The 26,658-nt window shown below is 64.9% G+C and carries 32 protein-coding genes; 15 read left to right on the top strand and 17 right to left on the bottom strand.

The annotated features are described in order from the left end of the window. Window positions 1-20: 20 nt before the first annotated feature. The 5 genes from SE92_RS08665 to rpe all read right to left on the bottom strand — a co-directional run bounded on the left by SE92_RS08665 (window position 21) and on the right by rpe (window position 2,002). Window positions 21-179 (bottom strand): hypothetical protein, encoded by a 159-nt coding sequence (locus SE92_RS08665; RefSeq protein WP_245324506.1) that lies wholly within the window; start codon window positions 177-179, stop codon window positions 21-23. A 53-nt stretch (window positions 180-232) separates the two neighbouring features. Then, on the bottom strand, window positions 233-412 hold the full coding sequence (locus tag SE92_RS08660; protein WP_063195323.1) for a hypothetical protein: 180 nt from the start codon (window positions 410-412) through the stop codon (window positions 233-235). 5 nt (window positions 413-417) lie between these two features. After that, window positions 418-561, bottom strand: a complete 144-nt coding sequence (locus SE92_RS36555) for a hypothetical protein (protein ID WP_198172586.1) — start codon at window positions 559-561, stop codon at window positions 418-420. Between the two features lie 91 nt (window positions 562-652). Beyond that, the gene (locus SE92_RS08655) at window positions 653-1,090 is read right to left on the bottom strand and encodes a hypothetical protein (protein ID WP_245324505.1); all 438 of its coding nucleotides are present in this window, start codon (window positions 1,088-1,090) and stop codon (window positions 653-655) included. A 210-nt stretch (window positions 1,091-1,300) separates the two neighbouring features. After that, window positions 1,301-2,002 carry a ribulose-phosphate 3-epimerase gene (gene rpe / locus SE92_RS08650; protein WP_063195321.1) on the bottom strand — a complete coding sequence of 234 codons (702 nt, stop codon included), beginning with the start codon at window positions 2,000-2,002 and terminating at the stop codon, window positions 1,301-1,303. Window positions 2,003-2,255: 253 nt separating this feature from the next. On the opposite strand from rpe, the gene SE92_RS08645 reads away from it, so the two are divergent. After that, window positions 2,256-3,041 (top strand): EF-hand domain-containing protein, encoded by a 786-nt coding sequence (locus SE92_RS08645; protein WP_063195320.1) that lies wholly within the window; start codon window positions 2,256-2,258, stop codon window positions 3,039-3,041. A 12-nt stretch (window positions 3,042-3,053) separates the two neighbouring features. Here the strand turns inward: SE92_RS08645 and SE92_RS08640 are convergent, their stop codons facing one another. From SE92_RS08640 to SE92_RS08630, 3 genes are read right to left on the bottom strand one after another with little or no spacing between them, the layout of a single operon-like run. Beyond that, a complete protein-coding gene (locus SE92_RS08640) occupies window positions 3,054-3,266 on the bottom strand; it encodes a KTSC domain-containing protein (protein ID WP_063195319.1) in 213 nt (70 codons plus the stop codon). A gap of 50 nt (window positions 3,267-3,316) precedes the next feature. Beyond that, window positions 3,317-4,312, bottom strand: coding sequence for a P1 family peptidase (locus SE92_RS08635; RefSeq protein WP_063195318.1), 996 nt, complete (start codon window positions 4,310-4,312; stop codon window positions 3,317-3,319). A 58-nt stretch (window positions 4,313-4,370) separates the two neighbouring features. Next, entirely contained in the window at window positions 4,371-7,178 is a 2,808-nt protein-coding gene (locus SE92_RS08630) for a PAS domain S-box protein (protein ID WP_063195317.1), read from the bottom strand. A gap of 243 nt (window positions 7,179-7,421) precedes the next feature. Between SE92_RS08630 and SE92_RS08625 the strand changes: the two genes are divergently transcribed. Next, on the top strand, window positions 7,422-7,808 hold the full coding sequence (locus tag SE92_RS08625; RefSeq protein WP_063195316.1) for a response regulator: 387 nt from the start codon (window positions 7,422-7,424) through the stop codon (window positions 7,806-7,808). 85 nt (window positions 7,809-7,893) lie between these two features. Here the strand turns inward: SE92_RS08625 and SE92_RS08620 are convergent, their stop codons facing one another. The 5 genes from SE92_RS08620 to SE92_RS08600 form a co-directional block, all read right to left on the bottom strand. Further along, window positions 7,894-9,012, bottom strand: a complete 1,119-nt coding sequence (locus tag SE92_RS08620) for a branched-chain amino acid ABC transporter substrate-binding protein (RefSeq protein ID WP_063195315.1) — start codon at window positions 9,010-9,012, stop codon at window positions 7,894-7,896. Between the two features lie 160 nt (window positions 9,013-9,172). After that, window positions 9,173-9,916: an ABC transporter ATP-binding protein gene (locus SE92_RS08615; RefSeq protein ID WP_063195314.1), complete on the bottom strand. Its 744-nt coding sequence runs from the start codon at window positions 9,914-9,916 to the stop codon at window positions 9,173-9,175. After that, window positions 9,913-10,746 carry an ABC transporter ATP-binding protein gene (locus SE92_RS08610; protein ID WP_063195313.1) on the bottom strand — a complete coding sequence of 278 codons (834 nt, stop codon included), beginning with the start codon at window positions 10,744-10,746 and terminating at the stop codon, window positions 9,913-9,915. Before SE92_RS08610 ends, SE92_RS08615 begins: the two co-directional genes overlap by 4 nt. Then, window positions 10,743-12,038, bottom strand: a complete 1,296-nt coding sequence (gene livM / locus SE92_RS08605) for a high-affinity branched-chain amino acid ABC transporter permease LivM (RefSeq protein ID WP_063195312.1) — start codon at window positions 12,036-12,038, stop codon at window positions 10,743-10,745. Before livM ends, SE92_RS08610 begins: the two co-directional genes overlap by 4 nt. 27 nt (window positions 12,039-12,065) lie before the next feature. Continuing rightward, window positions 12,066-12,983, bottom strand: a complete 918-nt coding sequence (locus SE92_RS08600) for an ABC transporter permease subunit (RefSeq protein WP_063195311.1) — start codon at window positions 12,981-12,983, stop codon at window positions 12,066-12,068. A 280-nt stretch (window positions 12,984-13,263) separates the two neighbouring features. Here SE92_RS08600 and SE92_RS36550 point away from each other — a divergent pair, with 280 nt between their 5' ends. Both SE92_RS36550 and SE92_RS08590 read left to right on the top strand, forming a co-directional pair. Beyond that, window positions 13,264-13,449: a hypothetical protein gene (locus SE92_RS36550; protein ID WP_063195310.1), complete on the top strand. Its 186-nt coding sequence runs from the start codon at window positions 13,264-13,266 to the stop codon at window positions 13,447-13,449. Between the two features lie 230 nt (window positions 13,450-13,679). Continuing rightward, on the top strand, window positions 13,680-14,240 hold the full coding sequence (locus SE92_RS08590) for a hypothetical protein (RefSeq protein ID WP_063195309.1): 561 nt from the start codon (window positions 13,680-13,682) through the stop codon (window positions 14,238-14,240). Here SE92_RS08590 and SE92_RS08585 read toward each other — a convergent pair. From SE92_RS08585 to SE92_RS08575, 3 genes are all read right to left on the bottom strand, one after another. After that, a complete protein-coding gene (locus SE92_RS08585) occupies window positions 14,202-14,594 on the bottom strand; it encodes a carboxymuconolactone decarboxylase family protein (protein WP_028142897.1) in 393 nt (130 codons plus the stop codon). The genes SE92_RS08590 and SE92_RS08585 overlap by 39 nt on opposite strands. A 29-nt stretch (window positions 14,595-14,623) precedes the next feature. Next, the gene (gene pcaD, locus SE92_RS08580) at window positions 14,624-15,406 is read right to left on the bottom strand and encodes a 3-oxoadipate enol-lactonase (protein ID WP_063203407.1); all 783 of its coding nucleotides are present in this window, start codon (window positions 15,404-15,406) and stop codon (window positions 14,624-14,626) included. Window positions 15,407-15,502: 96 nt separating this feature from the next. Continuing rightward, window positions 15,503-16,858 (bottom strand): 3-carboxy-cis,cis-muconate cycloisomerase, encoded by a 1,356-nt coding sequence (locus SE92_RS08575; protein ID WP_063195308.1) that lies wholly within the window; start codon window positions 16,856-16,858, stop codon window positions 15,503-15,505. A 171-nt stretch (window positions 16,859-17,029) separates the two neighbouring features. Between SE92_RS08575 and SE92_RS08570 the strand changes: the two genes are divergently transcribed. From SE92_RS08570 to SE92_RS08535, 8 genes are all read left to right on the top strand, one after another. Then, window positions 17,030-17,476 (top strand): SRPBCC family protein, encoded by a 447-nt coding sequence (locus SE92_RS08570; RefSeq protein WP_063195307.1) that lies wholly within the window; start codon window positions 17,030-17,032, stop codon window positions 17,474-17,476. Between the two features lie 135 nt (window positions 17,477-17,611). Further along, on the top strand, window positions 17,612-18,097 hold the full coding sequence (locus SE92_RS08565) for a (2Fe-2S)-binding protein (protein ID WP_063195306.1): 486 nt from the start codon (window positions 17,612-17,614) through the stop codon (window positions 18,095-18,097). A gap of 27 nt (window positions 18,098-18,124) precedes the next feature. Continuing rightward, the gene (locus tag SE92_RS08560) at window positions 18,125-18,931 is read left to right on the top strand and encodes an FAD binding domain-containing protein (protein WP_063195305.1); all 807 of its coding nucleotides are present in this window, start codon (window positions 18,125-18,127) and stop codon (window positions 18,929-18,931) included. 60 nt (window positions 18,932-18,991) lie between these two features. Further along, window positions 18,992-19,900 carry an AAA family ATPase gene (locus SE92_RS08555; RefSeq protein ID WP_063195304.1) on the top strand — a complete coding sequence of 303 codons (909 nt, stop codon included), beginning with the start codon at window positions 18,992-18,994 and terminating at the stop codon, window positions 19,898-19,900. Between the two features lie 141 nt (window positions 19,901-20,041). After that, window positions 20,042-21,244 carry a vWA domain-containing protein gene (locus tag SE92_RS08550; RefSeq protein ID WP_063195303.1) on the top strand — a complete coding sequence of 401 codons (1,203 nt, stop codon included), beginning with the start codon at window positions 20,042-20,044 and terminating at the stop codon, window positions 21,242-21,244. A 10-nt stretch (window positions 21,245-21,254) separates the two neighbouring features. After that, window positions 21,255-21,578, top strand: coding sequence for an XdhC family protein (locus SE92_RS08545; protein ID WP_008564652.1), 324 nt, complete (start codon window positions 21,255-21,257; stop codon window positions 21,576-21,578). A 2-nt stretch (window positions 21,579-21,580) separates the two neighbouring features. After that, a complete protein-coding gene (locus SE92_RS08540; RefSeq protein ID WP_063195302.1) occupies window positions 21,581-22,282 on the top strand; it encodes an XdhC family protein in 702 nt (233 codons plus the stop codon). Further along, on the top strand, window positions 22,279-23,883 hold the full coding sequence (locus tag SE92_RS08535) for an NTP transferase domain-containing protein (RefSeq protein ID WP_063195301.1): 1,605 nt from the start codon (window positions 22,279-22,281) through the stop codon (window positions 23,881-23,883). Before SE92_RS08540 ends, SE92_RS08535 begins: the two co-directional genes overlap by 4 nt. A 63-nt stretch (window positions 23,884-23,946) precedes the next feature. On the opposite strand, the gene SE92_RS08530 is transcribed toward SE92_RS08535, so the two are convergent. After that, the gene (locus tag SE92_RS08530; RefSeq protein ID WP_063195300.1) at window positions 23,947-24,441 is read right to left on the bottom strand and encodes an avidin/streptavidin family protein; all 495 of its coding nucleotides are present in this window, start codon (window positions 24,439-24,441) and stop codon (window positions 23,947-23,949) included. A 188-nt stretch (window positions 24,442-24,629) separates the two neighbouring features. Here SE92_RS08530 and SE92_RS08525 point away from each other — a divergent pair, with 188 nt between their 5' ends. The 3 genes from SE92_RS08525 (at window position 24,630) to adhP (ending at window position 26,658) form a co-directional block, all read left to right on the top strand. Then, a complete protein-coding gene (locus tag SE92_RS08525; protein WP_063195299.1) occupies window positions 24,630-25,019 on the top strand; it encodes a DUF4189 domain-containing protein in 390 nt (129 codons plus the stop codon). A gap of 65 nt (window positions 25,020-25,084) precedes the next feature. Further along, complete coding sequence (locus SE92_RS08520; RefSeq protein WP_063195298.1) at window positions 25,085-25,495, top strand: DUF2000 family protein; 411 nt, start codon at window positions 25,085-25,087, stop codon at window positions 25,493-25,495. A 137-nt stretch (window positions 25,496-25,632) separates the two neighbouring features. Next, window positions 25,633-26,658 carry an alcohol dehydrogenase AdhP gene (adhP, locus tag SE92_RS08515; RefSeq protein WP_063195297.1) on the top strand — a complete coding sequence of 342 codons (1,026 nt, stop codon included), beginning with the start codon at window positions 25,633-25,635 and terminating at the stop codon, window positions 26,656-26,658.

Here is a 26,658-nt window from a genome sequence, read left to right as displayed (position 1 = left end):
GCTGCGCTTTTTCGGGCTGATCAGGCCGCGTGAGCGGTGTGGGCGACGCGCTTGCGGCGGATCGGCCAGGAGAATTGCGGGCCGGGCTCGCCGTGATCCGCGCTGCCGCCAAAATACTGGATGATCTCGCGGCAGGGTTCGCAATTGAACAGGTTACGCGAGGCGGATGCCTTGGTCATTTCCTTCAGGCAATTCGGGCAGTGCGGTTTCATGGGCGGTCCGGAAGGTAAATCTAGTGTCGGCGTTGAGAAGGAAAGGAGTGGTCGAGGTCGGTCGTGTCGAGCCCCGCATCGTCGTCCAGCGTGCCCTCGGTGCGATCGAGGCGGCCGAAGAAGTAATCGAGGCTCGGATGCGGGCGGCGCGGAATGCGGCACCTGCGTTTCGGCTGACGCTTCACGAGGGCGATCTGCATCACACTCAGCCCCGGCGACGATGGAAGTGGATGACGCGGGCAGAAGCCCCGGCCTTCACCGGTCGCGCCACGTAGAGGCTGCGTGCCGCAATCGCCGCATTGAACGCCAACCACAACGCTACGCCGGTCCAGAGCAGAGTCGCCGTCATGATGTCCTCCCGTCAAAAGCAGGCAGGAATCACTTGTGGTGATTTGCGCGAATCAGTGAAGTCCGGATGAGTACGGATCAAGGTTGCAATTTTAGGCATTGCGCGTCGCAACACCCGTAAAAGCCGCGATGTTTTTCCCGTGCTGCCGCATCGCGCCCGTGCGTGCGCGTTCGAGGATCTCCCGTATGCGCGGTGCATCTCGAAGACAGCGAAATCCGTAGCGTCCAGTGTAGTCGGTATCGGGCGAGCGGGTCGATCTTCCCGACGCGAAATTGAGGTGACCGGCGCCACGGCCGATGTCGAGGATTTCGAAATCGGGGTCCATCGCCTGGAATGGTGTTCGGCTCACCGTCCGTCTGCCCCAGGCCGTTCGCAAGATGAGCGCGCGGCGATCGGTAATGAGATAGAGCGTCTGCAGGTCCTGCAGCAGCATCACCAGCGGGGTCGCAACCATCGCAACGCCGAGCATCGCGAGAGGCTGGGCCGCGCCGCCGATCCAATCGAAGCCGATGGCGATGACGGCCAGCAACAGCCAGGGAAATCCGATCCACCAAAGATGCCGCCACATCATCATGTGGGCGACGCCGTCGGGCTGGCCCTGCCAGATCACCCGCTCTCCGTCCTGCAGGGATTCGGCGCGCAGGCGTTGCAAGCCCGCGGAAAACGGAGTGGCGCGAATTCCATTCATTGTCTTTGGTCGCGGCGGCGGTGGCGCCGGTTCGGGACCCGCGAATGGTTCTCAGATGGCTTCGCCGCGGGCTCCCAGTGCCGCGTTGCGGATCGCGGCGATGTTGGTCTTGTAGGCTTCCTGCGTGCCGCCCTTGAACACGGATGTGCCGGCAACGAAAGCGTTGGCACCGGCTGCGGCAAGCGCGCCCGCAACGTCAGGGCCGACGCCGCCGTCGACCTCGATGTCGATCGGGCGTCCCGCGGTCATCGCGCGGATGTCGCGGATCTTGCCGATCGCGGAGGGGATGAAGGCCTGGCCGCCGAAGCCGGGATTGACCGACATCACCAGCACGAGGTCGACGAGATCGAGCACATATTCGAGCGCGCTGATCGGCGTGCCTGGGTTGAGCGAGACGCCGGCCTTCTTGCCGAGCGCGCGGATCGCCTGGAGCGAGCGGTGCAAATGGGGGCCGGCCTCCGCATGCACAGTGATGTGGTCGCAGCCGGCTTTCGCGAAGGCCTCGAGATAGGGGTCGCAGGGCGAGATCATCAGATGCGCGTCGAACACCTTCTTGGTGTGCGGCCGCATCGCCTTGATGACGTCGGGGCCGTACGAGATGTTGGGAACGAAGTGTCCGTCCATCACGTCGAGATGGATCCAGTCGGCGCCGGCGGCGTCGACGCTGCGCACCTCCTCGCCGAGCCTGGAAAAATCCGAAGCCAGGATCGAGGGCGCGATGGCCAGGGGGCGGGGGGCGAAGGCTTGGGTCATGGCGCGGTTTCCCGGAGGCGGGGCGTGAAAGATGGCCTCGCCTAACATGGGCCTCCACGGCGGGCAATGCACGGCCGGCGTGCTTCCTGTGGGCGGAAATTTCTGCCGCGACCGGCATGAATTGCCGGTGTTTCCGGGTGCTGCGAGGCGCACGAAGGGCGGATTTCATTGAGCTTTTTGCGCTGGCACGACGCTTGCTGACATCACCTGCAGAGCATTGGCCGCGGCATGCCGCATCGGTTGGAGTTGTGCAATGTTGTTCGCCCTTGGCGCCGTCTCGAGCGCACTCGACGCGATCCAGTCGCTGACGAACTCGAAATCGTCCTCCTCGACGCACAAGACGGGGTCCGCGCAGGGCGCGAGCAATCCGTTCTCGATCGACAGCGGCAGCAAGTCCAGCGGCGCGGCCTCTTCGGTCAACGCCGGTCAATATCCGCAGATCTCGCCGGAGACGATGAATGCGCTGTTCGCGGCGCAGAGCCAGTCGTCGGACGCCGCCAGCACTGCGACGACCTCGACCTCGTCCTCGTCGAGTTCGACTTCCTCGACGTCGACGCGCCGGGATGCTGCGCTCAAGGATCTGTTCTCGCAGATCGATGCGGACGGCGACGGCAGCATCACCAAGTCCGAGTTCGAGGACGCGCTGGGCGCTGGCGGAACCAACCTCGCGAAGGCCGATGACGTGTTCTCGAAACTCGATGCGAACGCGGACGGCAATGTCAGTCTCGACGAGATGTCGAAGGCCCTGAAGAGCGGACACGGCCACCATCACGCGCAAGGTGCTGGCGGCTCGGGCGATGGAGCGGATTCCTCGTCGAAGTCCGGCGGCGGGTCGACCTCGACGACGACGACCGCAGCCGATGGCTCGACCACCACCACCGTCACCTATGCCGACGGCTTCAAGATGTCGACGACGGTGCCGGGCGCCTCCAGCCCGCGGAATTCGGCTTATGATCTGTTCGCGCAGTTGATGCAGCGGCAAGGCGGGCAGGGGCAAAGCGCCCCGGCGGCCGGCTCGTCCATGTCGATGAGCGTCTGAGCGAAGCCGAAATCAGCCGGCATATTCGTGCGTGATGTCACGATAGGCATACCGGTCGCGGATTTCGTGGTTGAAGAACGTCCCCTTGGAGCGCGCGTCCTTGAACGCGGCGACGACCTCGGGCGGAACGTCCTCGTAGACATAGAGGCGTCCGCTGACGAACGTCACCTTCAGCTCGCGTGTGTCGGGCGCATAGCGAAAGAACCGGATCACGGAAGACGGCATGGCGGTGCACCTTGGCCCGCCAGGATAACGCCATATCCGCCGTTTCGTTTCTAACCGAACCGGTCCTTCCACGCCGGCAGCGCTCCCGGGAACGGCAGCGCGGTGGCGTTGTAAACGCCGCTTGCGATCGCGCGCGCGACGACATTGGCGGCGACCATGCCGAGCTCGGTGAGCTCCACCAGCGGCTCGATCGGCTTCTCGCAGGTGGCCGCGGCGAACAGCACGTCGCCGTCGAGCGGCGCGTGCACCGGGTAGATCGCGCGGGCAAATCCGGTCTGAGCGATCATCGCGAGCCGCTTGGCCTGTGCCTTGCTCAGGATCGCGTCGGTGAGGACGAGGCCGATCGTCGTGTTCTCGCGCTCACTCGCGGCCGGGCCGCCCTTGATCCGCATCGCCAGCATGTCGGGCGTGAAGGTGGGCGGCAGGCCGCGTCCGCCGAACTCGCCGTTCTGCTCGAATGGCGCGGCCCAGAACCAGGGGCCGTTGCTGACGGTGACGCTGCCGACCGCATTCACCACCATGATCGCGCCGACCTTGATGCCGTTGGCGGTCACGGCCGACGCCGAGCCGATGCCGCCCTTGAAGGTGGCGGTGGTGGCACCGAGGCCCGCGCCGACGCTGCCGAGCGCGAAGTCGGGTCCAGCGGAGGCCGCGGCGGCGTAGCCGAGGTCGCGATAGGGCGAAAAGCGGCCCCAGGCCTTGTCGCCGCCATTGAGCAGATCGAACACGATCGCGCCGGGGACGACGGGGATCACGGCCTCCCTCACCCTGAACCCGCGGCCCTGTTCGGCGAGCCAGGCCTGTACGCCGCCACCGGCATCGAGACCGAAGGCGGAGCCGCCGGAGAGGGCGATCGCGTCGATCCGCTCGACCGTATTGGCGACGTCGAGCAGCGAAACCTCACGCGTGCCGGGACCGCCGCCTCGCACATCGATCGCCGCGACCGCTGGCTGGTCGAAGACGATCGCGGTCGTGCCGGAGGCGACTTTGGCATCCTCGGCATGTCCGACGCGGACACCGGCGATATCGGTGAGGAGGTTGTTCAAACTGGCCTCGCGAGCTCGAGGGATTTCGCCTCTGCGATAGCGCAGAGCGGCCGCGGGCTCAACTGGCCAGGGCCGTTCTGAGCATCTTGGCGAGCTCGGACTTGCGATAGGGCTTTGCCAGCAGCAACACGCCGGAATCGAGCCGGCCATGATGCACGATGGCATTCTCGGTGTAGCCTGAGGTGAACAGCGTCTTGAGATCAGGGCGGCGGCGCGCCGCTTCGTCGGCAAGCTGGCGACCGTTCATGTTGCCCGGCATGATGATGTCGGTGAACAGCAGGTCGATGGCGTTGTCGCTGTCGATGATGGTGAGGGCCTCCGCGCCGTTGGCCGCCTCGAGCGCGGTATAGCCGAGGCTCTTGACCTGCGTCACAACATATTGCCGCACCAGCGCGTCGTCCTCGACGATCAGGATCTTCTCGTTGCCACCGGTGATGGGCGCGTTCTGCTGCACCTCGAACTCGGTCTCCTGCACCCCGGTCGAGCGCGGCAGGTAGATCTTCACGCTCGTGCCGTGGCCGACCTCGCTGTAGATCTTGATGTGGCCGCCGGACTGCTTGACGAAGCCGAACACCATGCTGAGGCCGAGGCCTGTGCCCTTGCCGACCTCCTTGGTGGTGAAGAACGGGTCGAACACCCGTTCGATCAGGTCCGGCGGAATTCCGCTGCCGGTGTCACTGACCGCAATCATCACGTAATTGCCGGCGACGACATCGGGGTTCATGCTGGCATAGCCGTCGTCGAGGAAGATGTTGCGGGTCTCCAGCACCAAGGTGCCGCCGTCGGGCATGGCATCGCGCGCGTTCAATGCGAGATTGAGGATCGCGGTGGAGAGCTGGCCGGGATCGACCAGCGTCGGCCAGGCGTCCTCGGTGAGCTGCGGCATGATCGTGATCTGCTCGCCCAGCGTCGGGTGCAGCAGCTTGGCGGCTTCGAGCGCCAGCGCGTTGACGTCGATCTCGCGCGGCTGAAGCGGCTGTTTGCGGGCGAAGGCGAGCAGATGCTTGGTCAACTGCGCGCCGCGCTCGGCGGCGTCGTCGATCAGCTTGGTGATCGCAGCCAGCTCGGGCCGGTCGGCGACGGCATCGCTGAGAATGCCGATCGTGCCCGTGATGACGGTCAGCACGTTGTTGAAGTCGTGCGCGACGCCGCCGGTCAACTGGCCGATGGAATCCATCTTCTGGACCTGCCGGAACTGGGCTTCGGCGGCCTGCTTCTCCGTGAGATCCCGGCCGATGAAGAAATGGCGCTTCACCGGCTCGGACCAGGTGCCCATCCAGTTCAGCGTGACCTCGTGACCGTCGTAATGATAGTAGCGCGCCTCGAAGCTGCGCTTGACCGCGCCGCGCCGCGCCGCGCGCATCTCCTCCCGCGTCTTCTCGAGGTCGTCGGGGTGGATGAACTCGGTCGCGCTGTGCCCGATCATGTCGTCCGGGCTGAAGCCGAGAATGTCCTTCACGCTCGGGCTGACCTGGATGAAATTGCCGAAACCATCGGTGACCAGGATCAGGTCCTGCGAGGTCTCGAAGATGCGCTGGCGCTCCTCGGTCTCGCGGCGCAGCTTCTCGCGCGCCTGTTTCTCCTCCGTGATGTCATGGGCGATTTTGGAGGCCCCGATGATCTCTCCGTTGTCCGATCTCAAGGGTGACACGTTCAGGACGACGTCGAGCGCGCGGCCATCCTTTCGAATCCGCACGGTCTCGTGCTGGGCGATCGACTCATTGCCGGCGATCTGGTTGAGGATGCTCCTGACTTCGCCCTTGCGGTCCGGTGGTACGATGATGTCGATCGACCTGCCGACGGCTTCCGCGGCGGAATAGCCGAACAAGTGCTCTGCCGCCTTGTTCCACCCGGTGATAATGCCGTCGAGCGTCTTGGTGATGATAGCGTCGTTGGAGGATTCGACGACGGCGCCGTACAGCGCGAGGCGCTTGCCGTAGAAGTCGCGATCCGATGCCGATTGTTCGCGCAGCCTGCCGACGAGACCCACTGTCCGGGCCTGAAGGCGGACGTTCTCGATCAGCAGTACCGCGAGCACGAAGCTCGACGCGCCGAGGCCATAGAGGCGGCCGGCGTAGAAACCGAGATCGAAGCGCACGACATTGACGATTGCGGACAGCGCGATGTCGAACAGCCATGCGCACATCACGACCATGAGCCAGACGTCGATCACCGAATGCGGGCGGCGGAACCACAGCGATACGAGCGCGGCGAAGCTCAGCGACCACACGAAGGACACGACCCCGATCATGGTCGGCGTGTAACGGGCGTCCCGGAGCAGGACCGGCAACAGATCGTGCTGGGCGGTGACGATCCAGGTGAAGGCACCCATGGTCGCGACGACGCCGAGCACGATGGCGTAGATCGGGCCGCTTGTGGCGCCCCGGATTCTGGGACCGCCGTCCTTTTCCTTCAGCCAGGCATAGCCCAGCACGAACAGCGGGAAACCGCCGTGCCAGATCATGTAGAGCCAGACGGTGGTCTGGCTGCCGGCGCCTAACAGCCCGGTCGGCGCGAACAGGCCGGGGAAGGTGAGGGCATGGACGAGCGCAGCCGCGGCGGTGAACAGGTAACCAGCTGACAGCCACAGCAGCGCGCGGGTCCGCAGCACCGAAAACTGCGACAGCAGCAGCACTGCCGTGATGATATCGCTCACCGCCAGGGCGGACTGGTAGCTCGCGACGAAGGCGGGGACCGGCGGCAGCTGGATACCTGCGAACGGAACGGCCAGGGCGAACAGGATCGAAGAGACGCCGATGATCCACAAGGCCGCAGTGCGGTCGGCCGATGTTGCCGGCAGCGTTGAAAGAAATGTGCTTCGGTCGATCGCAGGCGCGTTCATCTCGTGCAGACCCGTTTTGAGCATCTCCGCAGTTCCAAGATCCGGCAGACTGACCTTTCGACCTCCACGGTAGCCCGTTCCGGGCGCGTGTCGTGAACTGTTGCCGCGACGACTCAACCGAAGGTTACAGCTTACTTAATTTGAGGGGGAACGCGGAATGGGGATCAGGTAAGATGCGCTTTACTGGGTGGTGTCATAATGCCCTGCCACGGTGTCGGGTTCCAGGTTTGAATCATATCATTTGATCGATCTGCGGGAGTTGTTCCCATGCCTCGCGTTCTCATCATCGACGACCAGAAGGACGTGCGCGCAATGATCGCGATCGTGCTTCGGGTCAACCATTACGAGGTTGCGGAGGCCGACAGCGGTACGGCCGGGCTGAAAACCTTCGCGGAAAGCGCCTTCGACGCGGCAATCGTCGATATCTTCCTTGGCGATATCAGCGGTGTCGACGTCATTGCGTCCCTGCGCGAGCGTGCGCCGGCACTCCCCGTCATCGCGGTGTCCGGAATGACGGCGCTGGATTTCATGGAGCAGTCGCCGCACCTCGCCAACGTGATCTGCCTGCAGAAGCCGTTTCGGCCGAACGACCTCTTGCAGGCGCTTCGGAAGGCCCAGGCGGCGGCCGCCGGCGAGCTGCCCGCAGCCGTTTGATCCTGCCACAAAGAAAACGCCCCGGGGCAAGCCGGGGCGTGGTGATGATCGCATGGCGGGCGGGATTTGAGTCCCGGAGCCGTGCTCAGGTGCCGTTGCCCTTGATCTCGGCGTAGCCGCCCTTGGCGTCCCATTTGTAGACGACGTAGTCGATCTGCTTGATGTCGCCCTTGGCGTCATACTCGATCGGGCCGATCACGGTGTCCCACTTGCCGGCCTTCATCGCCTCCATGACCTTCTTGGCGTCGGTGGTGCCGGCCTTCTTGGCCGCCTGCGACCAGACCTGCATCGCCGCATAGGTGTAGAGGGTGTAGCCCTCCGGATCGATGTTCTTGGCCTTGAAGGCGTCGACGATCTTCTTGGCGGTCGGCTTGTTGCGCGGATCGGGGCCGAAGGTGAACAGGGTGCCTTCGCCGGCAGGGCCGGTGATCGAGGCGTACTCCTTGTCGGCGAGCGCGTCGCCGGCCATCAGCACGGTCTTGAGTCCCTGGTCGCGCATCTGGCGCAGGATGAGACCGCTCTCCTGGTGGTAACCGCCGACATAGACGAGGTCGATGTTGTCGCGTTTCAGGCGCGAGACGATCGCGTTGAAGTCCTTGTCGCCCTTGTTGTAGGACTCGTACATCTTCTCGGTGACGCCGGCCTTGTTGAGCGCCTTCTTGGTCTCGTCGGCAAGACCCTTGCCGTAGGTGGTCTTGTCGTTGAGGATCGCGATGTTCTTGCCCTTGTAGTTCTTGGCGATGTACTGCGCCGCGATCAGGCCCTGCTGGTCGTCACGGCCGCAGACGCGTGCCACGTTCCACAGCTTGCGCTCGGTGAACAGCGGGTTGGTCGAGGCGGGGGTGATCTGCAGGACATTGCCGTCCGCATAGGCCTCCGAGGCGGGAATCGACGACGAGGAGCAGTAATGCCCGGCGACGAACGGCATCTTGGCGCCGGCGATCTTTTCGGCGATCGAGCGCGCCTGCTTCGGGTCGCACGCGTCGTCCTCGACCGACAGTGCGAGCTTCTTGCCGTTGACACCGCCGGCGGCATTGATATCGGCCACGGCCATTTCGGCGCCGTTCTTCATCTGGCGGCCGAAGGCGGACTCGCCGCCGGTCATCGGACCTGCGACTGCGACGGTGACATCCTGCGCGAATGCCGCGCTCGACAGCGCGATCGATACGCCGAATGCCAGACCGATGAGCTTCAGTGATTTCATGAGATACCTCGCGGGTGGTCGCCTGTGGACGTTGCCGGGCATGCCCGGTTCAAACCGGCGCCATTCTTGAATGAATTCGAGGAGAAGTCACCGGCAAAATACGGGCATTGGCGCAGATATCTCGCCATATTCGGCCGCTCGTGTTGGCTGTCGGCCTTGGTCAGCCGTGCCGGCCGCCTTCCAGATAGGCGGCGCGAATCTCGGGGCGCTGCAACAATTCGGCGCCGGTGCCCGCCAGCGTGATCAGGCCATTGACCATGACATAGCCGCGATGGGCGAGCTTGAGGGCATGGTTGGCGTTCTGCTCGACGATCAGCACGGTCAGGCCGTCCTGCCGGTTCAGGGTGCGGATCGCATCGAAGATCTGGCGCGCGATCAGCGGCGCGAGGCCCAGCGAGGGCTCGTCGAGCAGCAGCAGGCGGGGACGGCTCATCAAGGCGCGGCCGATCGCCAGCATCTGCTGCTCGCCGCCGGACAGGGTTCCGCCGCGCTGGGCGTAGCGTTCCTTCAGCCGCGGAAACAGCGTGAAGACGCGCTGCAGCGTCGCCTCGCGCTCGGCCTCGGTGCATTCGGTGGCGTCCGCCCCCATCTGGAGGTTTTCCGCCACGCTCATGCGCGGGAAGATGCGGCGGCCCTCGGGCGATTGCGCGATGCGCAGATGCGCGATCTCGTGGGTGGGGACGTCAGTGATGTCGCGGCCTTCATACAGGATCTGGCCGGCGCGGGCGCGCGGCTTCCCGAAGATCGTCATCATCAGCGTCGACTTGCCGGCGCCGTTGGCGCCGATCAGCGCCACGATCTCGCCGGCGTTGATCTCGACGTCGACGCCCTTCAGCGCCTCGATCTTGCCGTAGGCGGCGCGCAAGCCCCGGATGGCGAGCAGAGGAGAGGGCGCCGCCGTCACGAGCCGCCCTCCATCACAGCTGCCGCCTCTTCCTCGTCGGCGCCGAGATAGGCCGCGATCACCTTGGGATCGTCGCGGACCTCGCGCGGCGTGCCCTCGGCGATCTTGACGCCATGGTCCATCACCACGATGTGGTCGGAAATCTCCATCACCACCGACATGTCGTGCTCGATCAGGAGGATCGAGGTGCCGAGTTCGTCGCGGATCGAGAGCAGGAGCTCGCTCAAGGCCGCGCTTTCGCGCGCATTGAGGCCGGCCGCGGGCTCGTCCAGGCACAACAGCGCAGGCTCGGTGCACATCGCGCGCGCGATCTCGAGCCGGCGCTGGTCGCCATAGGCGAAATTGCCGGCGGCATCGTCGGCGCGGTCGAGCAAATTGACCCGCTTGAGCCAGTCGGTGGCGAGATCGATCGCGCGCTTCTCGGCCTCACGGTAGACGGGCGCGCCGACGAGGCCGAGCAAAGTGAAGCCTGAGGCGCGCATCAATGCATTGTGCTGCGCCACCATCAGGTTTTCCAGCGCGGTCATGCCGGGAAACAGCCGGATGTTCTGGAAGGTGCGGGCGACCTTGGCTTGCTTGGCGATGCGGAAATCGTTCAGCCGCTCCAGCGCGATCGTCCTGCCGTCGTCATGGGTGAGGCGAATGGCTCCGCCGCTCGGTTTGTAGAAGCCGGTGATGCAGTTGAACACGGTGGTCTTGCCGGCGCCGTTCGGCCCGATCAGCGCGGTGATCTGCTTCCGTGTCGCCGAGAAGGACAGGTCTTGCACGGCAACGATGCCCCCGAAGCGCATGGCGAGCCGGTCGACGTTGAGAATCTTGTCGCCGCTCATCCGTGCCCTTCCTTGACGAGGTCCGAGGAGATCGCCTGTGCCTTGGTCAGATACACGGTCGGAGCGCGATGGCCGATCAGGCCGCGCGGCCGCCAGATCATGATCAGCACCATGGCCATGCCGAACACCAGCATGCGGTAGGTCTCGAGGCTCCGGAACAATTCGAAGCCACCGATCATGGTGAGCGCGGCCAGCGCGACGCCGAGCTGCGAGCCCATGCCGCCGAGCACGACGATGGCGAGCACCAGCGCCGATTCCTGGAAGGTGAAGGATTCCGGGCTGATGAAGCCCTGGCGGGTGGCGAAGAACGCGCCGGCAAAGCCGCCGAACATCGCTCCTGTCGCGAATGCCGTGAGCTTGGTGGTCGTCGTGTTGATGCCGAGCGCGCGGCAGGCGACCTCGTCCTCGCGCAAGGCTTCCCAGGCCCGCCCGATCGGCAGGCGGCGAAGGCGGATCGTCGCCCAGTTGGTGAGCAGCGCCAGGGCCAGGATCAGATAGAACAGAAACACGATGCGATGCGTCGTCGAATATTCGATGTGCAGCCAGGCCGCGAGCCCGTCGTCGCTGTTGTCGAGCGGGATGCCGAAGAAGGAGGGGCGGGGAATGCCGGAAACGCCGTTGGGGCCGCCGGTGAGCTCCTGCCAGTTGATGATGACGAGGCGGATGATCTCACCGAAGGCCAGCGTCACGATGGCGAGATAGTCGCCGCGCAGGCGGAGAACGGGAAAGCCGAGCAGGACGCCCCAGAACGCTGCGAGGATGCCGGCGAGCGGCAGGCAGACCCAGAACGACCAGCCGAAATTGGTTGCAAGCAGTGCGTAGGAATAAGCGCCGACCGCATAGAAGGCGACGTAGCCGAGATCGAGCAGGCCGGCGAGCCCGACCACGACGTTCAGTCCCCAGCCCAGCATGACATAGGTGAGCACGAGGATCGCCAGGTCGAGGATGTAGCGCTGGTTATAGAAGATCACCGGCACCAGCAGCGTGAAGATCAGAAGAGCGGGGGCGACGTAGCGGCCGATGAACGACATGCCGCTCTTCACCGCCGGCGGCACCAGTTTCTCGGCGCCGCTCGGGCCGATCCATTGCCGCAGCAGCTCGATCACGATCGAGCCGCCGAAGACCGCAGCGACGAGGGAGGCGAGTTCGCCGAAGCGCGTCCAATAAGTGAGCTGGCCCGAGGCGCCCGCCTCGGTGCGGATGCCGACCATCAACGAGAACAGCACCAGCGCGATCAGCGCGTTGACGAAGGCCGTCTTCAGGATGGAAGGGACGCCCGGTTTGGCCTTCATGGGTGAGGGAGCTGCCACGCGCGACCGTCAGACTTTTTCGACTTCGGGACGGCCGAGCAGGCCGGTCGGCATGAAGATCAGCACGACGATCAGGATCGAGAACGCCGCGACGTCCTTGTATTCGACCGAGAAATAGGCCGACCAGAGCGTCTCGATCAGGCCGATCGCAAGGCCGCCGAGCATGGCGCCCGGCAGCGAGCCGATGCCGCCGAGCACGGCAGCGGTGAACGCCTTGATGCCGGCGACGAAGCCCATGAAGAAATCGACGAGGCCGTAATAGAGCAGGTACATCAGGCCCGCGACCGCGGCGAGCGCGGCACCGATCACGAAGGTCATGGAGATGGTGCGGTCGACGTCGACGCCGAGCAGCGCCGCCATGGTCTGGTCCTGCTCGCAGGCGCGCATGTCGCGTCCGAGCCGGGTGCGCGACACCAGCCAGGTGAAGATCGCCAGCAGCACGATCGTGGTGATGACCACGATGATCTGGATGTTGGAGAGTTGGATCACGAAGCCGTCCGCGCTCTCATGCAGCGTATAGCCGCCGGTGATGACGGGCGGGATCGGCTTGACGCGCGCGCCTTGCGCCACCTGCGAATAGTTGGTCAGCACGAAGGACATGCCGATCGCCGACAGCATCGGGGCGAGGCGAAAGGAATGGCGCAGCGGCCGGTAGGCGATGCGCTCGATGGTCCAGCCGTAGAGCGCCGTGATCGCCATCGAAACCAGCAGCACCACCAGCAGGATCAGGGGGATCGCGGTCAGCCCGAGCGAGATCAGGATCAGGAAGGTGATCAGGGCAATGAAGCCGCCGATCATGAAGACATCGCCATGGGCGAAGTTGATCATGCCGACGATGCCGTAGACCATCGTGTAGCCGATCGCGATCAGGCCGTAGATCGAGCCCAGGACGAGACCGTTGATGAGCTGCTGGGTGAAATAATCCATGCGCTGCCGTACCAAACCTGACGCGGGCTCAAGGTGAGCTCTGAGGAGAGTGGGTTGGAGTGTGGTTTTCTTGGGCCCCGGCAGCCGCTTAGCATTCTTCCCGATTTGTAACAGGAGGGAACTGGCGGCTGCAACTGGGCAAGCCTCGGTTGTACAGAGGTCATTTCGTGACGGATGTAGCTGGGGGGTCCGCAACTGCGAGGAACCGGGTTCCGCAGGGCAACCAAAACGGCCGCCGTCCGTTGTCTCGACTCTGACGTCCAACAAGGGAGTTCCCCGAATGACGAAGCAGCAGAACCAGAACCCGGGTCAGCAGAGTCAGAACCCCGGCCAGCAGCGCCCAGGTCAGCAGCCGGGCCAGCAGCAGGGCGGTGGTCAGAAACCCGGCCAGCAGCAGCAGAACGACCCGATGCGTCAGGGCGATCGCCCCGGCCAGCAGCAGGGCGGCCAGCGCGGCCAGGAATAGTGAGTTTGAGAGCCGAGGAGCAGGAGGCCCCGCCGAAAGGCGGGGCCTTTTTCTTGTTGAAGAGTCATTCCGGGGCGGCTCGGCCTGATGCTGGCGCACGACCCGGGAATGATCGCGTCCGGGCCAGTTAAGGTAAACAAAGGGTTTAAATTGCCGCCACAGTCCGATGCGAGTTAGCTCCCCGCAAAGCCTTCGACCGAAGTCGAACGGCAGGCGAAGCGGGAAGCGGCATGTTCACAAATTGGCGGATCGGCTCGGTCAACGGCGCGCTGCTGGCGGCCTATTTCATCCCGGCCTGGGCCCTTGTCGCCTTCAATATCATTGTTGCACCTGTGCACGGCCTCTACGAGCGGCCGAGCGTGGCGGTCGCGCTGTACCTGAGCGACCATCTCCAGATGGCTGGCATGGAAACGGTGCGCGCCGCGTGGCTGCTTGCGCTGGGCCGGCTGACGGTCGTGGCGTTCTTTGCGATCTATCTCGTGCTGCTCTGCATTCCTCGCATCCGCAGGAACGGCGGCAGCGACGAGGCGCTCGGCATTGCCCTTGCGATCGGCAGCCTGATCTCGTTTGCCAGCATGGTGATGGCTTCGAAGGTCGGCGAGATGGCCGCGCTGCGGCTGCACGCCACCGAGCTGCTGCTGCTGCTCGGCGCTGCCATCGTGGTGGTGATCGAACGGCCTGAGACCGCGCCCAAGACAGTCCACACGACGGTCCACAAGACGGTTCAAGAGACCGTCGAGATCGCAGCTCCGCTAGGTCTTGAGCAGGCCGAGCTCCTGCACAATCGCTGAGGCTTCCTTCACGGCGTGGTTTGCCGCCGGCACGCCGCAATAGATCGCCTGCTGGAGCAGGATTTCCTTGATGTCGTCGGGCGTGAAGCCGCCTTCGGCGAGCGCCGCGCGCACGTGCAGGCGGAATTCGTCCCATTGCCCGAGTGCGACCATGGTGCCGATCACCAGCACCCGCCGCGTGCGCTCGTCGAAATGCGGCCGCGTCCAGATCTCGCCCCAGGCGTAGCGCGTGATCATGTCCTGGAAATCGGTGTTGAAGGCGTTGCGGTTCGCGATCGACTTGTCGACCCAGGCATTGCCCAGCACCTTGCGGCGAACGTTCATGCCGGCATCGCGGCGCTTCTGGTCGTCCATTCTGTCCTCCGGGATGACGAAGATGGTGGCTAGCGCTGCGTCAAGAATCCCACCACCGCATCCGTGAACGCGTGCGGCTGCTCGATGTTGGAAATATGTGCGGCGTCGATGATGGTCATGCTCGCGCCGGGAATCTTCGAGCGGATCAATTCACCTGCCGAGATCGGCGTCGCCATGTCGTGGCGGCCGGCGATCACCAACGTCGGACTCTTGATCTTGGGCAGTAGCTCGCGCTGGTCCAGCGTCGACAGCGCTTCGCAGCAGGCGAGATAACCTTCGACCGGGGACGCCAGCAGCATCGACTTCATCCTGGCGGTGATGTCGGGCTCGCGCTCGCGAAAATCCTGCGTCAGCCATCCCGCGATCACGGCATCGGCGACCGCGGCGATGCCGCCCTTCTTCACGGCGTCGATACGCTCCAGCCATTTGGTTGGCTCGGCATAGTAGCAGGAGGTGTTGGCGAGGATGAGCTTGCCGAAGCGCTCCGGCGCATTGGCGCCGAGCCATTGCCCGACCATGCCGCCCATCGACAGGCCGCACCAATGCACCTTCTCGATGTTGAGGTCGTCGAGGATCGCGAGCACATCGCGGCCGAAGCGCTCCATCGTGTAGGGGCCGGGCGGAACGTTGGACCGGCCATGGCCGCGGCGGTCGTAACGGATGACGCGGAACACCTGCGTCAGCGCCTTCATTTGCGGCTCCCACATCTGAAGCGTGCAGCCGAGCGAATTGGAGAGCATCAAGGTCGGCCCACCGTCGCGGCCCTCGACGGAGACGTTGAGCAGGCATCCGTCGGCATCGATCATGGGCATGGCATGTTCCTCGTCATGCGCGGGCTTGACGCGCGCATCCATCTAACAATCAGTCTTCCCAGATGATGGATTGCCGGGTCAAGCCCGGCAATGACATCAGGAAAGGTCCAGGGAAGCGAGCAACCGGTCGATCAGGGCCTGGGAAGCCCCTTGATAGGCCATCGGCTCGAACAATGCCGCAATTTTCTCGGGCGTCAGGTGCGCAGTGACCTGCGAATCGGCCGACAGCACCTCGCGCAGATGTTTCTTCTCGGCGACCGCGCGCTTGCTGGCGGCCTCGATGAGATGATGCGCATCGCTCTTGCCGATCTTGTCGGCCAGCGCAAAGGTGACCGCTTCCGCCATGATCAAGCCTTGCGTCGTATCGAGATTGCTGCGCATGCGCGCGGCGTCGACGTCCAATCCCTCCGCGATGTCGACGATGGCGGCAAGTGCCCCGGAGGTGACCAGCATCAATTGCGGCAGCGTCGGCCACTCCGCGTGCCAGGGACCGGCGCTGCGCTCGTGGTCCTGCACTTGAGCCGCAAAGATCGTGGCGGCCAGCTGCGGAGCCATGGTGGCGGCGCCGAGCGCGCTGGCAGAGGCGACCGGGTTGCGCTTGTGCGGCATGGTCGAGGACCCGCCGCGGCCTTCGCCGGCCGGTTCGAACGCTTCGGCGACGTCGGTCTGCATCATCAAAGAGACGTCGCGCGCGATCTTGCCGCAGCTTCCAGCCAGAATGGCGAAACAGGACGCTGCCTCCGCGATCCGGTCGCGATGGGTGTGCCAGGGCGCTTCCGGCAGCGGCAGGTTCAGCTCCTGCGCCAGCCGTTCGGCGACCACGAGCCCCTTGTCGCCGAGGGCGGCGAGCGTGCCGGCCGCGCCACCGAATTGCAGGGCGAGGCCCTCGCGCCGCAGCCGCCGCAGGCGGCAGCGGGCGCGGGCGAGGCTTGACGCATACTCGGCGGCCTTCAGGCCAAACGGCATCGGCAGCGCGTGCTGGAGCCAGGTCCGTGCCACCATCGCGGTGTTGCGATGATCGCGCGCCAGCGCGGCAAAGCCCTTGATGGCGCGGCTGAGGTCGGCGTCCAGCGCGTCGATGCCGGCGCGAAGCGTCAGCATGGTCGCGGTGTCGATGACATCCTGGCTGGTTGCGCCCCAATGCACGTAGCGCGCGGCCTCCGTGTCGGCCTTGCCGACATTGGCCGTGAGGGTCTTGACCAGGGGAATCGCGAGATTGCCCGATCGTGTCGCGGCCTCCGCCAGTGCGGCCATGTCAATGGAATCGGCGTTGCACGCGGCCTCGATGTGACCCACGGCGGTTGCCGGGATCACATCCGTGGCGGCCTCGGCGCGTGCCAGGGCTGCCTCGAAATCTAGCATGTTCTGCAGGGTCGACCGATCGTCGCAGACCGCGCGCATGGCGGCGCTCGACAGCATCGGTGCGAGCAGGGGGGAGAGGGATGTGCTCATATTGCGCGCGACCTAATCATCATGGCCCTTCTGTGCCAATCCCCAACCGCCCGCCCACGTCTTTTTGCAGTTGCGAACATGCATTGCAGTTGACCTTGCGCCGCCCTTTCCTTTGCCGCGTCCCTGCGTTACTTGATCAGCACTATAGTTGCGCGATTTGGGAGACACCTCATGGCCATGACGATGACCGGCGAAGTCCAGCTTGCGGCGCCGCGCGAGGCTGTGTGGACCAAGCTCAACGATCCCGAGGTGCTGAAGGCCTGCATCCCCGGTTGCGAGGAGCTCGAGAGGACCGAGGATGGCGGCTTTCGCGCAACAGCGAAAATGAAGGTCGGCCCGGTCTCGGCGCGCTTCAAGGGCAAGGTCACGCTCTCCGATCTCGACCCGCCGAACGGCTATAGGATCTCGGGTGAGGGCGAGGGCGGGGTCGCTGGCTTCGCCAAGGGGGGCGCTGTGGTCAAGCTGGCGGAGAAGGACGGCGGCACGCTGCTCTCCTACGACGTCGAGGCGCAGATCGGCGGCAAGTTGGCGCAGCTCGGCCAGCGCCTCATCAATGGCGCCGCCAAGAAACTTGCCGACGAGTTTTTCGCGAATTTTGCCAAGGCGGTACAAGGCTGAAGGCTATCGCCTTTCGGCATGGCGCCTTGCGTCCGAGGCGATGTTGCCCCCAGGCATAATGGCCCATATGATGGGTTGGAATAATTATAAGAACCGCTTCGACGGGACCCGTCGGGGCGCTGATAGAGAGTGCTTATGGCAAAAATCTCCCTCATCGTGAACGGCAATCCTGTCACGGCCAACGTCGATCCGCGCACCCTGCTGGTGCAGTTCCTGCGCGAGAATCTGCACCTGACCGGCACCCATGTCGGCTGCGACACCTCGCAGTGCGGCGCCTGTGTCGTGCATCTCGACGGCAAGGCCGTGAAGTCCTGCACCACGCTCGCGGTGATGGCCGATGGCCACGAGGTCAAGACGATCGAGGGGCTGGCCGCTGACGGGGCGCCGCTGCATCCGATGCAGGAGGCCTTCCGTGAGCACCATGGCCTGCAATGCGGCTTCTGCACGCCCGGCATGATCATGACCGCGATCGACATCGTCCACCGCAAGGGCCACGAGATCGACGACCATACGATCCGGGAAGAGCTGGAAGGCAATCTCTGCCGCTGCACCGGCTACCAGAACATCGTCGCCTCGATCTCCGCCGGCGCCAAGGCGATGGCGAAATCCGACCTCGCGTAACGCGCATCCCGCGATCAGGACATTCAGATGTACGAATTTAGATATCATCGCCCCGGCACCGTGCGCCAGGCCGCCAACCTCCTGGTGAAGAACGAAGACGCCAAGCTCATCGCCGGCGGCCACACGCTGATTCCCGTCATGAAGCAGCGCCTCGCCAGCCCCCCGCATCTGGTCGATCTCTCCCATATCGAGGGGCTCAACACGATCGAGATGAAGGGCCGCTCGCTGGTGATCGGCGCCACCGCCAAGCACGCCGAGGTCGCTGGCTCCGCGATCGTCGGCGAGGCGATCCCGGCGCTGGCGAATCTCGCGAGCCAGATCGGCGACCCCGCCGTGCGCCACAAGGGCACGATCGGCGGCTCGCTCGCCAATAACGATCCGACCGCGGACTATTCGGCTGCCGTGCTCGCGCTTGGCGCGACCATCGTCACCAACAAGCGCCGCCTCAAGGCCGAAGAGTTTTTTCAGGGCCTGTTCACGACCGCGCTGGAAGCCGATGAGATCATCACCAAGGTGATGTTCCCGCTGCCGAAAAAGGCGGCCTACGTCAAATTCCGCAACCAGGCCTCGCGCTATGCGCTGGTCGGCGTGTTCGTGGCACGGCGTCCTTCCGATGTGCGGGTCGCTGTCACTGGTGCCGGCTCCGAAGGCGTGTTCCGCGTCGAGGCGTTCGAGGAAGCCCTGAAAAAGCGCTTCGCGTCGAAAGCGATCGAAGGCATTGAGGTGCCGGCCGAGGGGCTCAACAGCGACATCCACGGCAGTGCCGAATACCGCGCGCATCTCATCGGTGTGCTGACGCGGCGCGCCCTCGATGCAGCCAATGCCAAGGAGTGAGTGAACCTCACGCCTCGGCCAAACTTGTCCCGGTGAGGGCGTAGCGAGACTGGCTTTTTCATGACTTCAGCGACCCTGCCGGCATCGGTCGATGCGATGCTCGAACTCCTGACGTCGCGCGGCTATCTCGCCGAGCGATCTTTGGCGACGGTGACGTACCTGTCGCTGCGCATGGGCCGGCCGCTGTTTCTGGAAGGCGAGGCCGGCGTCGGCAAGACCGAGATCGCGAAGGTGCTGTCGGCCGCGCTGGGGCGGAAGCTGATTCGCCTGCAGTGCTATGAAGGCCTCGACGTCTCCTCCGCGGTCTATGAGTGGAATAGCGCCGCGCAGATGATCGCGATCCGCATGGCCGAAGCCGCCGGCGATACCGATCGCGACCAGCTCTCTTCGGACATCTTCGCCGACCGCTACATGATCAAGCGGCCGCTGCTCCAGGCGCTCGAGCCCGACGTCGCCGGTCCGCCAGTCCTCTTGATCGACGAGCTCGACCGCGCCGACGAAGCGTTCGAGGCGTATCTCCTCGAAATCCTCAGCGACTTCCAGGTGACGATCCCCGAATTCGGCACCGTGAAGGCGCCGAGTCCGCCGATCGTCATCATTACCTCCAACCGGACCCGCGAGATCCACGACGCGCTGAAACGGCGCTGCCTCTATCATTGGGTCGACTATCCCGCGGCCGAGCGCGAGCTTGCGATCGTCAAGTCGCGTGTGCCCGGCATTTCCGCAAAGTTGTCGCAGCAGGTCGTGCGCTTCGTGCAGGCGCTGCGCGACCAGGACTTCTACAAATCGCCGGGTGTCGCCGAGACCATTGACTGGGCCACCGCATTGTCCGAGCTCGATGCCCGCTCGCTGACCCCGCAAGTGGTCGGCGATACGCTGGGCGCGCTGCTGAAGTACCAGGACGACATCACCCGGATGCAGGGCGACACCCTGCAGAAGGTGCTGAAGGAAGCGACGAGCGAGAATTGACGCGAGTGCGTCATAACAACTCGTCATTCCGGGGCGCGCGAAGCGCGAGCCCGGAATCCATCGGGCTTCAGAGATGGTGGACGAATGGATTCCGGGTTCACGCTTCGCGTGCCCCGGAATGACGACCGAGAGTGTTGACCCATGGCCATCAACCACCTTGCCCCCGAGCAAACCGAGCAGTTCGCCGACAACATCGTCGGCTTCGCTCGCGCGCTGCGTTCGGCGGGCATGCCGGTTGGGCCGGGCGCGGTCATCGACGCCATGAGCGCGCTGCAGGTGATCGACATCGGCAACCGCGCCGACGTCTTCACCACGCTGGAGGCGATCTTCGTCAAGCGCCACGAGCACGCGCTGATCTTCAAGCAGGCCTTCAATCTGTTCTTCCGCGCCTCGGAAGAGTGGAAGCACATGCTGGATTCGGTGCCGCTGCCGGACGAGGCCAAGAAGAAGCCGCAGGCCGGCTCCCGCCGCGTGCAGGAGGCGATGTCGCGGCCGCGCATGACCGAGACGCCGCAGCATCAGGAGCAGGATCTGCGCCTGTCGGTCTCCGACAAGGAGATCCTGCAGAAGAAGGATTTTGCGCAGATGAGCGCGGCCGAAATCACCGAGGCGCTACGTGCCGTCGAGCGGATGCGGCTGCCGCAGGCGGAGTTGCTGACACGCCGCCATCGGCCTGATCCGCGGGGCTTGCGCCTCGACCTGCGCCGCACGCTGCGCGCCTCCTTGCGCACCGGCGGCGACATCATCGACATCCATCGGCTCGGGCGGATCGAGAAGCCGGCGCCGATCGTGGCGTTGCTCGATATCTCGGGCTCGATGAGCGAATACACCCGCCTGTTCCTGCATTTCCTCCATGCCATCGGCGATGCGCGCAAGCGTGTCTCGGTGTTTCTGTTCGGTACGCGTCTCACCAACGTTACCCGTGCGCTGCGCCAGCGCGACCCCGACGAGGCGCTGGCGAGCTGCTCGGCCTCGGTCGAGGACTGGGCCGGTGGCACGCGGATCTCGGCCTCGCTGCACAACTTCAACAAATTGTGGGCGCGGCGGGCGCTGAGCCAGGGCGCCATCGTGCTGTTGATCTCGGACGGGCTGGAGCGCGAGGCCGATTCCAAGCTCGCCTTCGAGATGGACCGGCTGCACCGCTCCTGCCGGCGCCTGATCTGGCTGAACCCGCTGCTCCGGTTCGGCGGCTTCGAGGCCAAGGCCCAGGGCATCAAAATGATGCTCCCGCACGTTGACGAATTCCGCCCGGTGCATAATTTGAGTTCAATCCAGGAGCTGATCACCACGCTCTCCCGGCCGCTGCCGCCGCATCACCGCAGCCTGATCCGCTCCGCAGCTTGAGAGGTCAACCATGCTCGATCGCGACGAGGATATTCTGAAGGCGGCAGAGGACTGGCAGAAGGCCGGCCGCGGCGTCGCGCTGGCGACGGTCGTGGAGACCTGGGGCTCGGCCCCGCGCCCGGCGGGCTCGAGCCTCGTCATCAACGACGAGGGTACGTTCCTAGGGTCGGTCTCCGGCGGTTGCGTCGAGGGCGCCGTGGTCACCGAGGCCATGGACGTGATCGAGAGCGGCAAGCCCAAAATGCTGGAGTTCGGCGTCGCCGACGAGACCGCCTGGAATGTCGGTCTGTCCTGTGGCGGCACCATCCGCGTCTTCGTCGAGAAGGTCGGCTAGCCGTGAAGCTCGCAATCCTGCACGAACTCAATGCCGAGCGGGCCGCGCGCCGGCCGGCAATCCTGGTGACGGACACCGAAAGCGGCGAGCAGCGCCTAGTGAAGGCTGCGGATTTCGCCAGGGATCCGCTGCGCGCCGAGCTGGAAAAGCAGCTTCGCATGGGCAAGAGCGCCAGTGTCGAAGCCGGCGGCAAGAAGCTGTTCCTGAACGTCTACGCGCCGACCGCAAAGCTCGTCATCGTCGGCGCGGTCCATATCAGCCAGGCCTTGGCGCCGCTGGCGCGCTCGCTCGGTTATGACGTCACGGTGGTCGATCCGCGCACGGCTTTTGCGAGCCCCGAGCGGTTCCCCGACATTCCGCTGGTGGCCGAATGGCCGGACACCGCGCTGCCGCCGCTCAATGTCGATGCCTATACTGCGTTCGTCGCGGTGACGCACGACCCGAAGATCGACGATCCCGCGTTGCTGCACGCCTTCGAGCGTGGCTGCTTCTATATCGGCGCGCTCGGCTCGCGAAAGACGCATGCCAAGCGCGGCGACCGGTTGCGGGCGCAGGGCGCCAAGGAAAGCGACATTGCGCGCATTCACGCGCCGATCGGGCTTGCGATCGGCGCTGTCTCGCCGTCCGAGATCGCGGTCGCGATCATGGCCGAGATTACGGCGGTGCTCCGCTTGCCTCCCAAACAAAAAGAAGAAGCGGCATGAAATTCGGCCCAGCGAGCCCGAGGGATGCGATCGGCGGGGTGACCGTCCACACCCTGCGCCAGGGACCGCTAGTGCTGAAGAAAGGAACGACGATCGGCCCCACTGAGGTCGAGCAGCTCGAGCGCGCCGGCATCAAGGACATCGTCGTGGTGCGCATGGAGGCGGGCGACGTCTCCGAGGACGTCGCGGCCGCCAGCATTGCGCTCGCCGTCGGCGGCGATGGCATCCATGTCGAGCGTGCCTTCACCGGCCGCGCCAATCTGTTCGCCGCGCGCGCGGGCGTGCTGGTGATCGACCGCGCCGCGGTCGACCGCATCAACAACATCGACGAGGCCATTACCTTCGCGACGCTCGCCGCTTACAAGCCGGTGGTCGAGGGCGAGATGGTCGGCACCGTCAAGATCATCCCGTTCGGCGTCGAAGGCAATTTGCGCGACGCCGCGGTGAGGGCGGCGGGCAAGGACGCGTTGAAGATTGCGCCTTACGTGATCAAGCGCGTCGGTGTCGTTTCGACGCTGCTGCCGGGCCTGTCCTCCAAAGTGATCGACAAGACCCTCCGTGTCACCGCCGAGCGGCTCGCGCCGGCCGGTGCCGGCATCGTTGCCGAACGTCGGGTCCAGCACGACGAGCAGGCGCTGTCGGCGGCGATCAAGGAATTGCTTGCGCTCGGCGCCGAGCTTGTCATCGTGTTCGGGGCGTCCGCGATCGCCGATCGCCGCGACGTGATCCCGGCGGCCGTCACCGGCATTGGCGGCGAGATCGAGCATTTCGGCATGCCGGTCGATCCCGGCAATCTGCTGCTGATTGCCCGCGCCGGCAATGTGCCGGTGCTGGGCGCGCCGGGCTGCGCCCGCTCGCCGGTCGAGAACGGGTTTGACTGGGTGCTGATGCGGCTTCTTGCCGGCATCAAGGTGACGCGGTCCGAGCTGATGGGCATGGGCGTCGGCGGCCTCCTGATGGAGATCGTGACGCGGCCGCAGCCGCGCGCCAAACCAGAGACCGAGGGCAACAGCCGGGTCGCCGCCATCGTCCTTGCGGCGGGGCGCTCGACCCGGATGGGCGGGCCGAACAAGCTGCTCGCCGAGCTCGACGGCAAGAAGCTGGTGCGCCTCGCCGCCGAGCAGGCGCTGGCCTCGAAGGCGTCCGAGGTGATCGTTGTCACCGGCCATCAGGCCGAGCTGGTCGAGCAGGCCCTGCAAGGCCTGAAGGTGCGGTTCGTCCGCAACCCGGATTTTGCCGACGGCATCGCCAGCTCGGTCAAGGCGGGCATCGCCGCCGTGCCGGAGGCCTGCGACGGCGCTCTGGTCTGTCTTGGCGACATGCCGCTGATCGATGCCGGCCTGATCGACCGCCTCATCGACGGCTTCGCGCCGGACCGCGGCAATCTCATCGTCGTTCCCGTCAGCGAAGGTCGCCGCGGCAATCCCGTGCTGTGGTCGCGTCGGTTCTTCAAGGAATTGATGACGCTCGACGGTGACGTCGGCGCGCGGCATCTGATCGCCAAGCACGCCGAGGCCGTTGCCGACGTGCCGGTGGACGGCGAGAGCGCCTTCCTCGACATCGACACGCCGCAGGCGCTGGAAGCGGTCCGGCGGGGGTGACGGTGGCGTAGGGTGGATTAGCCGAAGGCGTAATCCACCTCACGCATCACGTTCGTGGCTCGCCTATTTCCTGGTGTTCGACAGCTTCTCGGTCCCGCCGGCTTTCAGCTCGACGCCTTGCTTTGTCAGCTGCGCCTTGTCGCCGCTGCTGAACGTGAATGTATCGGCTCCGGCACTGATGCCGTTCCATGCGACCGCTTCGCCGAGGGAGAGATACCACAGTCCCTGAAAGCCGGTGGCGCCGTTGAGCTGTCCGGTCCAGACCGTGGTCGAACCACAACCGAGGAAATTCACCGAGAAGCTGATCGCAGTGCCGGTGTTGCCATAGGCCAGCCAACCCGTCACGGGCAGCGGTTTGCCCTCATCGCAGCTGTTGGCTGCGTTGTTGGTGTAGGTCCCCGTCATCGCGCCCGTGTTCTGGTTGAAGTTGGTGATGGCGAGGATCGAGCCGTACTGGTTGGTCCAGGTCCAGTTCACCGATTGCGCACGTGCCGGCGAGGGTCCGATCAAGGACGCCGACGCAATCATTGCCAAGAGCATTCCGTTGATTTGACGCATGGTCGTTTCCTCCGGCCCTCTGCTGGGGGCTTGCAGCTCAACTACTTTAAATGAAGCGATTGAATAACACAACTAAAAGATGTGTGCCGCGACTCGTTCGTCCGCGCCGCTTTTCAATCACCCGTTCACCAAGTGGAAACGACCGCCGCTTAGAGTTCCTCCACCTGCCTTGGGGGGAGGGGTTTTCCATGGTTTCGAACGTCGTCGCGCGCCGTTGCGCGATGTTTTTCTTTGCACTGTCCGTTTGTGTTTCCGGCGCCCGCTACATCACCGAAGCCCACGCCGCGGGTGCCATCGCGGTCGGCAAGTGCGGCGCCTATGGCCAGGCCTTTGATTATGGCCACGAGCACGAGGCGCGTGCCGCCGCGCAGAAGCAATGCAAGGGCGATTGCACCACCGTGACGATGAAGCGCGCCTGCGCCGCGATGTCGGTCGATCTCACCAACCCCTGCGGCGCCTATGGCTACGCCGTCAAGCCGAAGATCTCGGCCTCGCTCAATGCCGCCACGCGTGAATGCTACAAATACGGCGGCAAGGAATGCGTGATCCGCGCCTGGGCCTGTGACGCGAAAGGCTGATTTTTCTTGCTGTCAGTCTGCGGCGATGCGTAGCATCTCACTTGGAATGACAGTCGAGGAATTGCATGCAGTTCGACACCAAGATCGCCGTCGTGATCCGCACCGATCTTCAGGCCTGGCAGAAGCTCAACGTCGCGTCCTTTCTCACCAGCGGTATCGCCGCAGCCTTCCCCGAATGCATCGGCGAAGCCTATGAGGACGCCTCGGGCACCAAATATCATGCGTTGATCGGCCAACCGATCCTGATCTATGGCGCCGACGGTCCGGCGTTGTCGCGCGCGCTGGACCGTGCGCTCGCGCGCAATGTCAAGCCGGCGGTCTATACCGAGGACATGTTCAGCACCACGCACGATGCCGCCAATCGCGAGGCGGTGAGGGCCGTGGCGCGCAACGATCTCAATCTCGTCGGCATCGCCATGCGCGCCGAGCGCAAGGTGATCGACAAGGTTGTCGACGGCCTCAAGTTCCATAGCTGACAATTCGACATTCCGCGGTGTCATCGTGGTGTCACGATGGAGCCGGCTTTGCGCAAACTTTGTGCTGTTTGACCCCTATCAAAGGGCAGCAGGGCGGCGTCGCTATTCTGCTTCACAACACGCAGAGGAGCAGTCAGATGCCGACCATGAAAGCCGCGATCGTCAAGCAATTCGGCAAGCCATTGGTGATCGAGGATGTGCCGGTGCCGCAGCCGGGTCCTGGCGAGGTTTTGGTCAAGGTCAAGGCCTGCGGCGTATGTCACACCGATTTGCACGCGGCTTCCGGCGACTGGCCGGTGAAGCCGGTTCCGCCTTTCATTCCCGGCCACGAGGTCGCCGGCACCGTCGCCGCGCTCGGAACTGGCGTGAAAAATCTGAAAGTTGGCGATGCCGTCGGCGTCGCTTGGCTGCACGACGCCTGCATGGCTTGCGAATATTGCGAGACCGGCTGGGAGACGCTGTGCGAGCACCAGCACAATACCGGTTACAGCGTCAACGGCGGCTTCGCCGAATATGTCATCGCTTCGGCGGCCTTTGCCGCAAAGCTGCCGGCGACGGTCGATTTCGCCGCGATTGCGCCGATCCTGTGCGCCGGGGTCACCACCTACAAGGGCTTGAAGGAGACCGAGGCCAGGCCCGGCGAGTGGGTGGTGATCTCGGGCGTCGGCGGGCTCGGCCACGTCGCGGTCCAGTATGCCAAGGCGATGGGCCTCAAGGTCGTCGCGGTCGACATCGCCGAAGACAAGCTCGCGCTCGCGCGTGAGACCGGCGCTGATCTCGCGGTCAACGCGCTCGAAGCCGGCGCAGTCGATAAGGTTCTTGCGGCAACGGGCGGCGGAGCTCACGGCGTGCTGGTGACGGCGGTCTCGACCCCGGCATTCGCCCAGGCGCTGAAGATGGTGCGCCGGAAGGGCACTGTCAGCCTCGTCGGCCTGCCGCCGGGCGAATTCCCGACGCCGATCTTCGACGTCGTGCTCAAGCGCATCACGGTGCGCGGCTCGATCGTCGGCACGCGGCGCGACCTCGACGAAGCCGTCGCATTCGCCACGGACGGCAAGGTGAAGGCCGAAGTGACGAAGGTGCCGCTCGCGCAAATCAACGAGGTCTTCGACCGGATGAAGGCCGGCAAGATCGACGGCCGCATGGTGCTGGATTTCGGCTAG

The organism is Bradyrhizobium sp. AT1 (assembly GCF_001590795.1).
Lineage (GTDB): Bacteria > Pseudomonadota > Alphaproteobacteria > Rhizobiales > Xanthobacteraceae > Bradyrhizobium.
Note: the sequence above shows the minus strand (reverse complement) of the source record. Positions and strands in the feature narration are given on the sequence as shown.

Bases quoted from the DNA above. Each gene is read 5' to 3' on its own strand.
- SE92_RS08600 (WP_063195311.1), bottom strand. From the start codon at position 12,983: ATGGATTATTTCACCCAGCAGCTCATCAACGGTCTCGTCCTGGGCTCG.
- SE92_RS08570 (WP_063195307.1), top strand. From the start codon at position 17,030: ATGGCCATGACGATGACCGGCGAAGTCCAGCTTGCGGCGCCGCGCGAG.
- SE92_RS08590 (WP_063195309.1), top strand. From the start codon at position 13,680: ATGTTCACAAATTGGCGGATCGGCTCGGTCAACGGCGCGCTGCTGGCG.
- SE92_RS08520 (WP_063195298.1), top strand. From the start codon at position 25,085: ATGCAGTTCGACACCAAGATCGCCGTCGTGATCCGCACCGATCTTCAG.
- SE92_RS08550 (WP_063195303.1), top strand. From the start codon at position 20,042: ATGGCCATCAACCACCTTGCCCCCGAGCAAACCGAGCAGTTCGCCGAC.
- SE92_RS08585 (WP_028142897.1), bottom strand. From the start codon at position 14,594: ATGGACGACCAGAAGCGCCGCGATGCCGGCATGAACGTTCGCCGCAAG.
- pcaD (WP_063203407.1), bottom strand. From the start codon at position 15,406: ATGCCCATGATCGATGCCGACGGATGCCTGCTCAACGTCTCCGTCGAG.
- SE92_RS36555 (WP_198172586.1), bottom strand. From the start codon at position 561: ATGACGGCGACTCTGCTCTGGACCGGCGTAGCGTTGTGGTTGGCGTTC.
- SE92_RS08535 (WP_063195301.1), top strand. From the start codon at position 22,279: ATGAAATTCGGCCCAGCGAGCCCGAGGGATGCGATCGGCGGGGTGACC.
- SE92_RS36550 (WP_063195310.1), top strand. From the start codon at position 13,264: ATGACGAAGCAGCAGAACCAGAACCCGGGTCAGCAGAGTCAGAACCCC.
- SE92_RS08645 (WP_063195320.1), top strand. From the start codon at position 2,256: ATGTTGTTCGCCCTTGGCGCCGTCTCGAGCGCACTCGACGCGATCCAG.
- SE92_RS08620 (WP_063195315.1), bottom strand. From the start codon at position 9,012: ATGAAATCACTGAAGCTCATCGGTCTGGCATTCGGCGTATCGATCGCG.
- adhP (WP_063195297.1), top strand. From the start codon at position 25,633: ATGCCGACCATGAAAGCCGCGATCGTCAAGCAATTCGGCAAGCCATTG.
- SE92_RS08525 (WP_063195299.1), top strand. From the start codon at position 24,630: ATGGTTTCGAACGTCGTCGCGCGCCGTTGCGCGATGTTTTTCTTTGCA.
- SE92_RS08610 (WP_063195313.1), bottom strand. From the start codon at position 10,746: ATGAGCGGCGACAAGATTCTCAACGTCGACCGGCTCGCCATGCGCTTC.
- SE92_RS08575 (WP_063195308.1), bottom strand. From the start codon at position 16,858: ATGAGCACATCCCTCTCCCCCCTGCTCGCACCGATGCTGTCGAGCGCC.
- SE92_RS08560 (WP_063195305.1), top strand. From the start codon at position 18,125: ATGTACGAATTTAGATATCATCGCCCCGGCACCGTGCGCCAGGCCGCC.
- SE92_RS08665 (WP_245324506.1), bottom strand. From the start codon at position 179: ATGACCAAGGCATCCGCCTCGCGTAACCTGTTCAATTGCGAACCCTGC.
- SE92_RS08545 (WP_008564652.1), top strand. From the start codon at position 21,255: ATGCTCGATCGCGACGAGGATATTCTGAAGGCGGCAGAGGACTGGCAG.
- SE92_RS08625 (WP_063195316.1), top strand. From the start codon at position 7,422: ATGCCTCGCGTTCTCATCATCGACGACCAGAAGGACGTGCGCGCAATG.
- SE92_RS08565 (WP_063195306.1), top strand. From the start codon at position 17,612: ATGGCAAAAATCTCCCTCATCGTGAACGGCAATCCTGTCACGGCCAAC.
- SE92_RS08530 (WP_063195300.1), bottom strand. From the start codon at position 24,441: ATGCGTCAAATCAACGGAATGCTCTTGGCAATGATTGCGTCGGCGTCC.
- SE92_RS08660 (WP_063195323.1), bottom strand. From the start codon at position 412: ATGCAGATCGCCCTCGTGAAGCGTCAGCCGAAACGCAGGTGCCGCATT.
- SE92_RS08630 (WP_063195317.1), bottom strand. From the start codon at position 7,178: ATGCTCAAAACGGGTCTGCACGAGATGAACGCGCCTGCGATCGACCGA.
- SE92_RS08555 (WP_063195304.1), top strand. From the start codon at position 18,992: ATGACTTCAGCGACCCTGCCGGCATCGGTCGATGCGATGCTCGAACTC.
- SE92_RS08640 (WP_063195319.1), bottom strand. From the start codon at position 3,266: ATGCCGTCTTCCGTGATCCGGTTCTTTCGCTATGCGCCCGACACACGC.
- rpe (WP_063195321.1), bottom strand. From the start codon at position 2,002: ATGACCCAAGCCTTCGCCCCCCGCCCCCTGGCCATCGCGCCCTCGATC.
- livM (WP_063195312.1), bottom strand. From the start codon at position 12,038: ATGAAGGCCAAACCGGGCGTCCCTTCCATCCTGAAGACGGCCTTCGTC.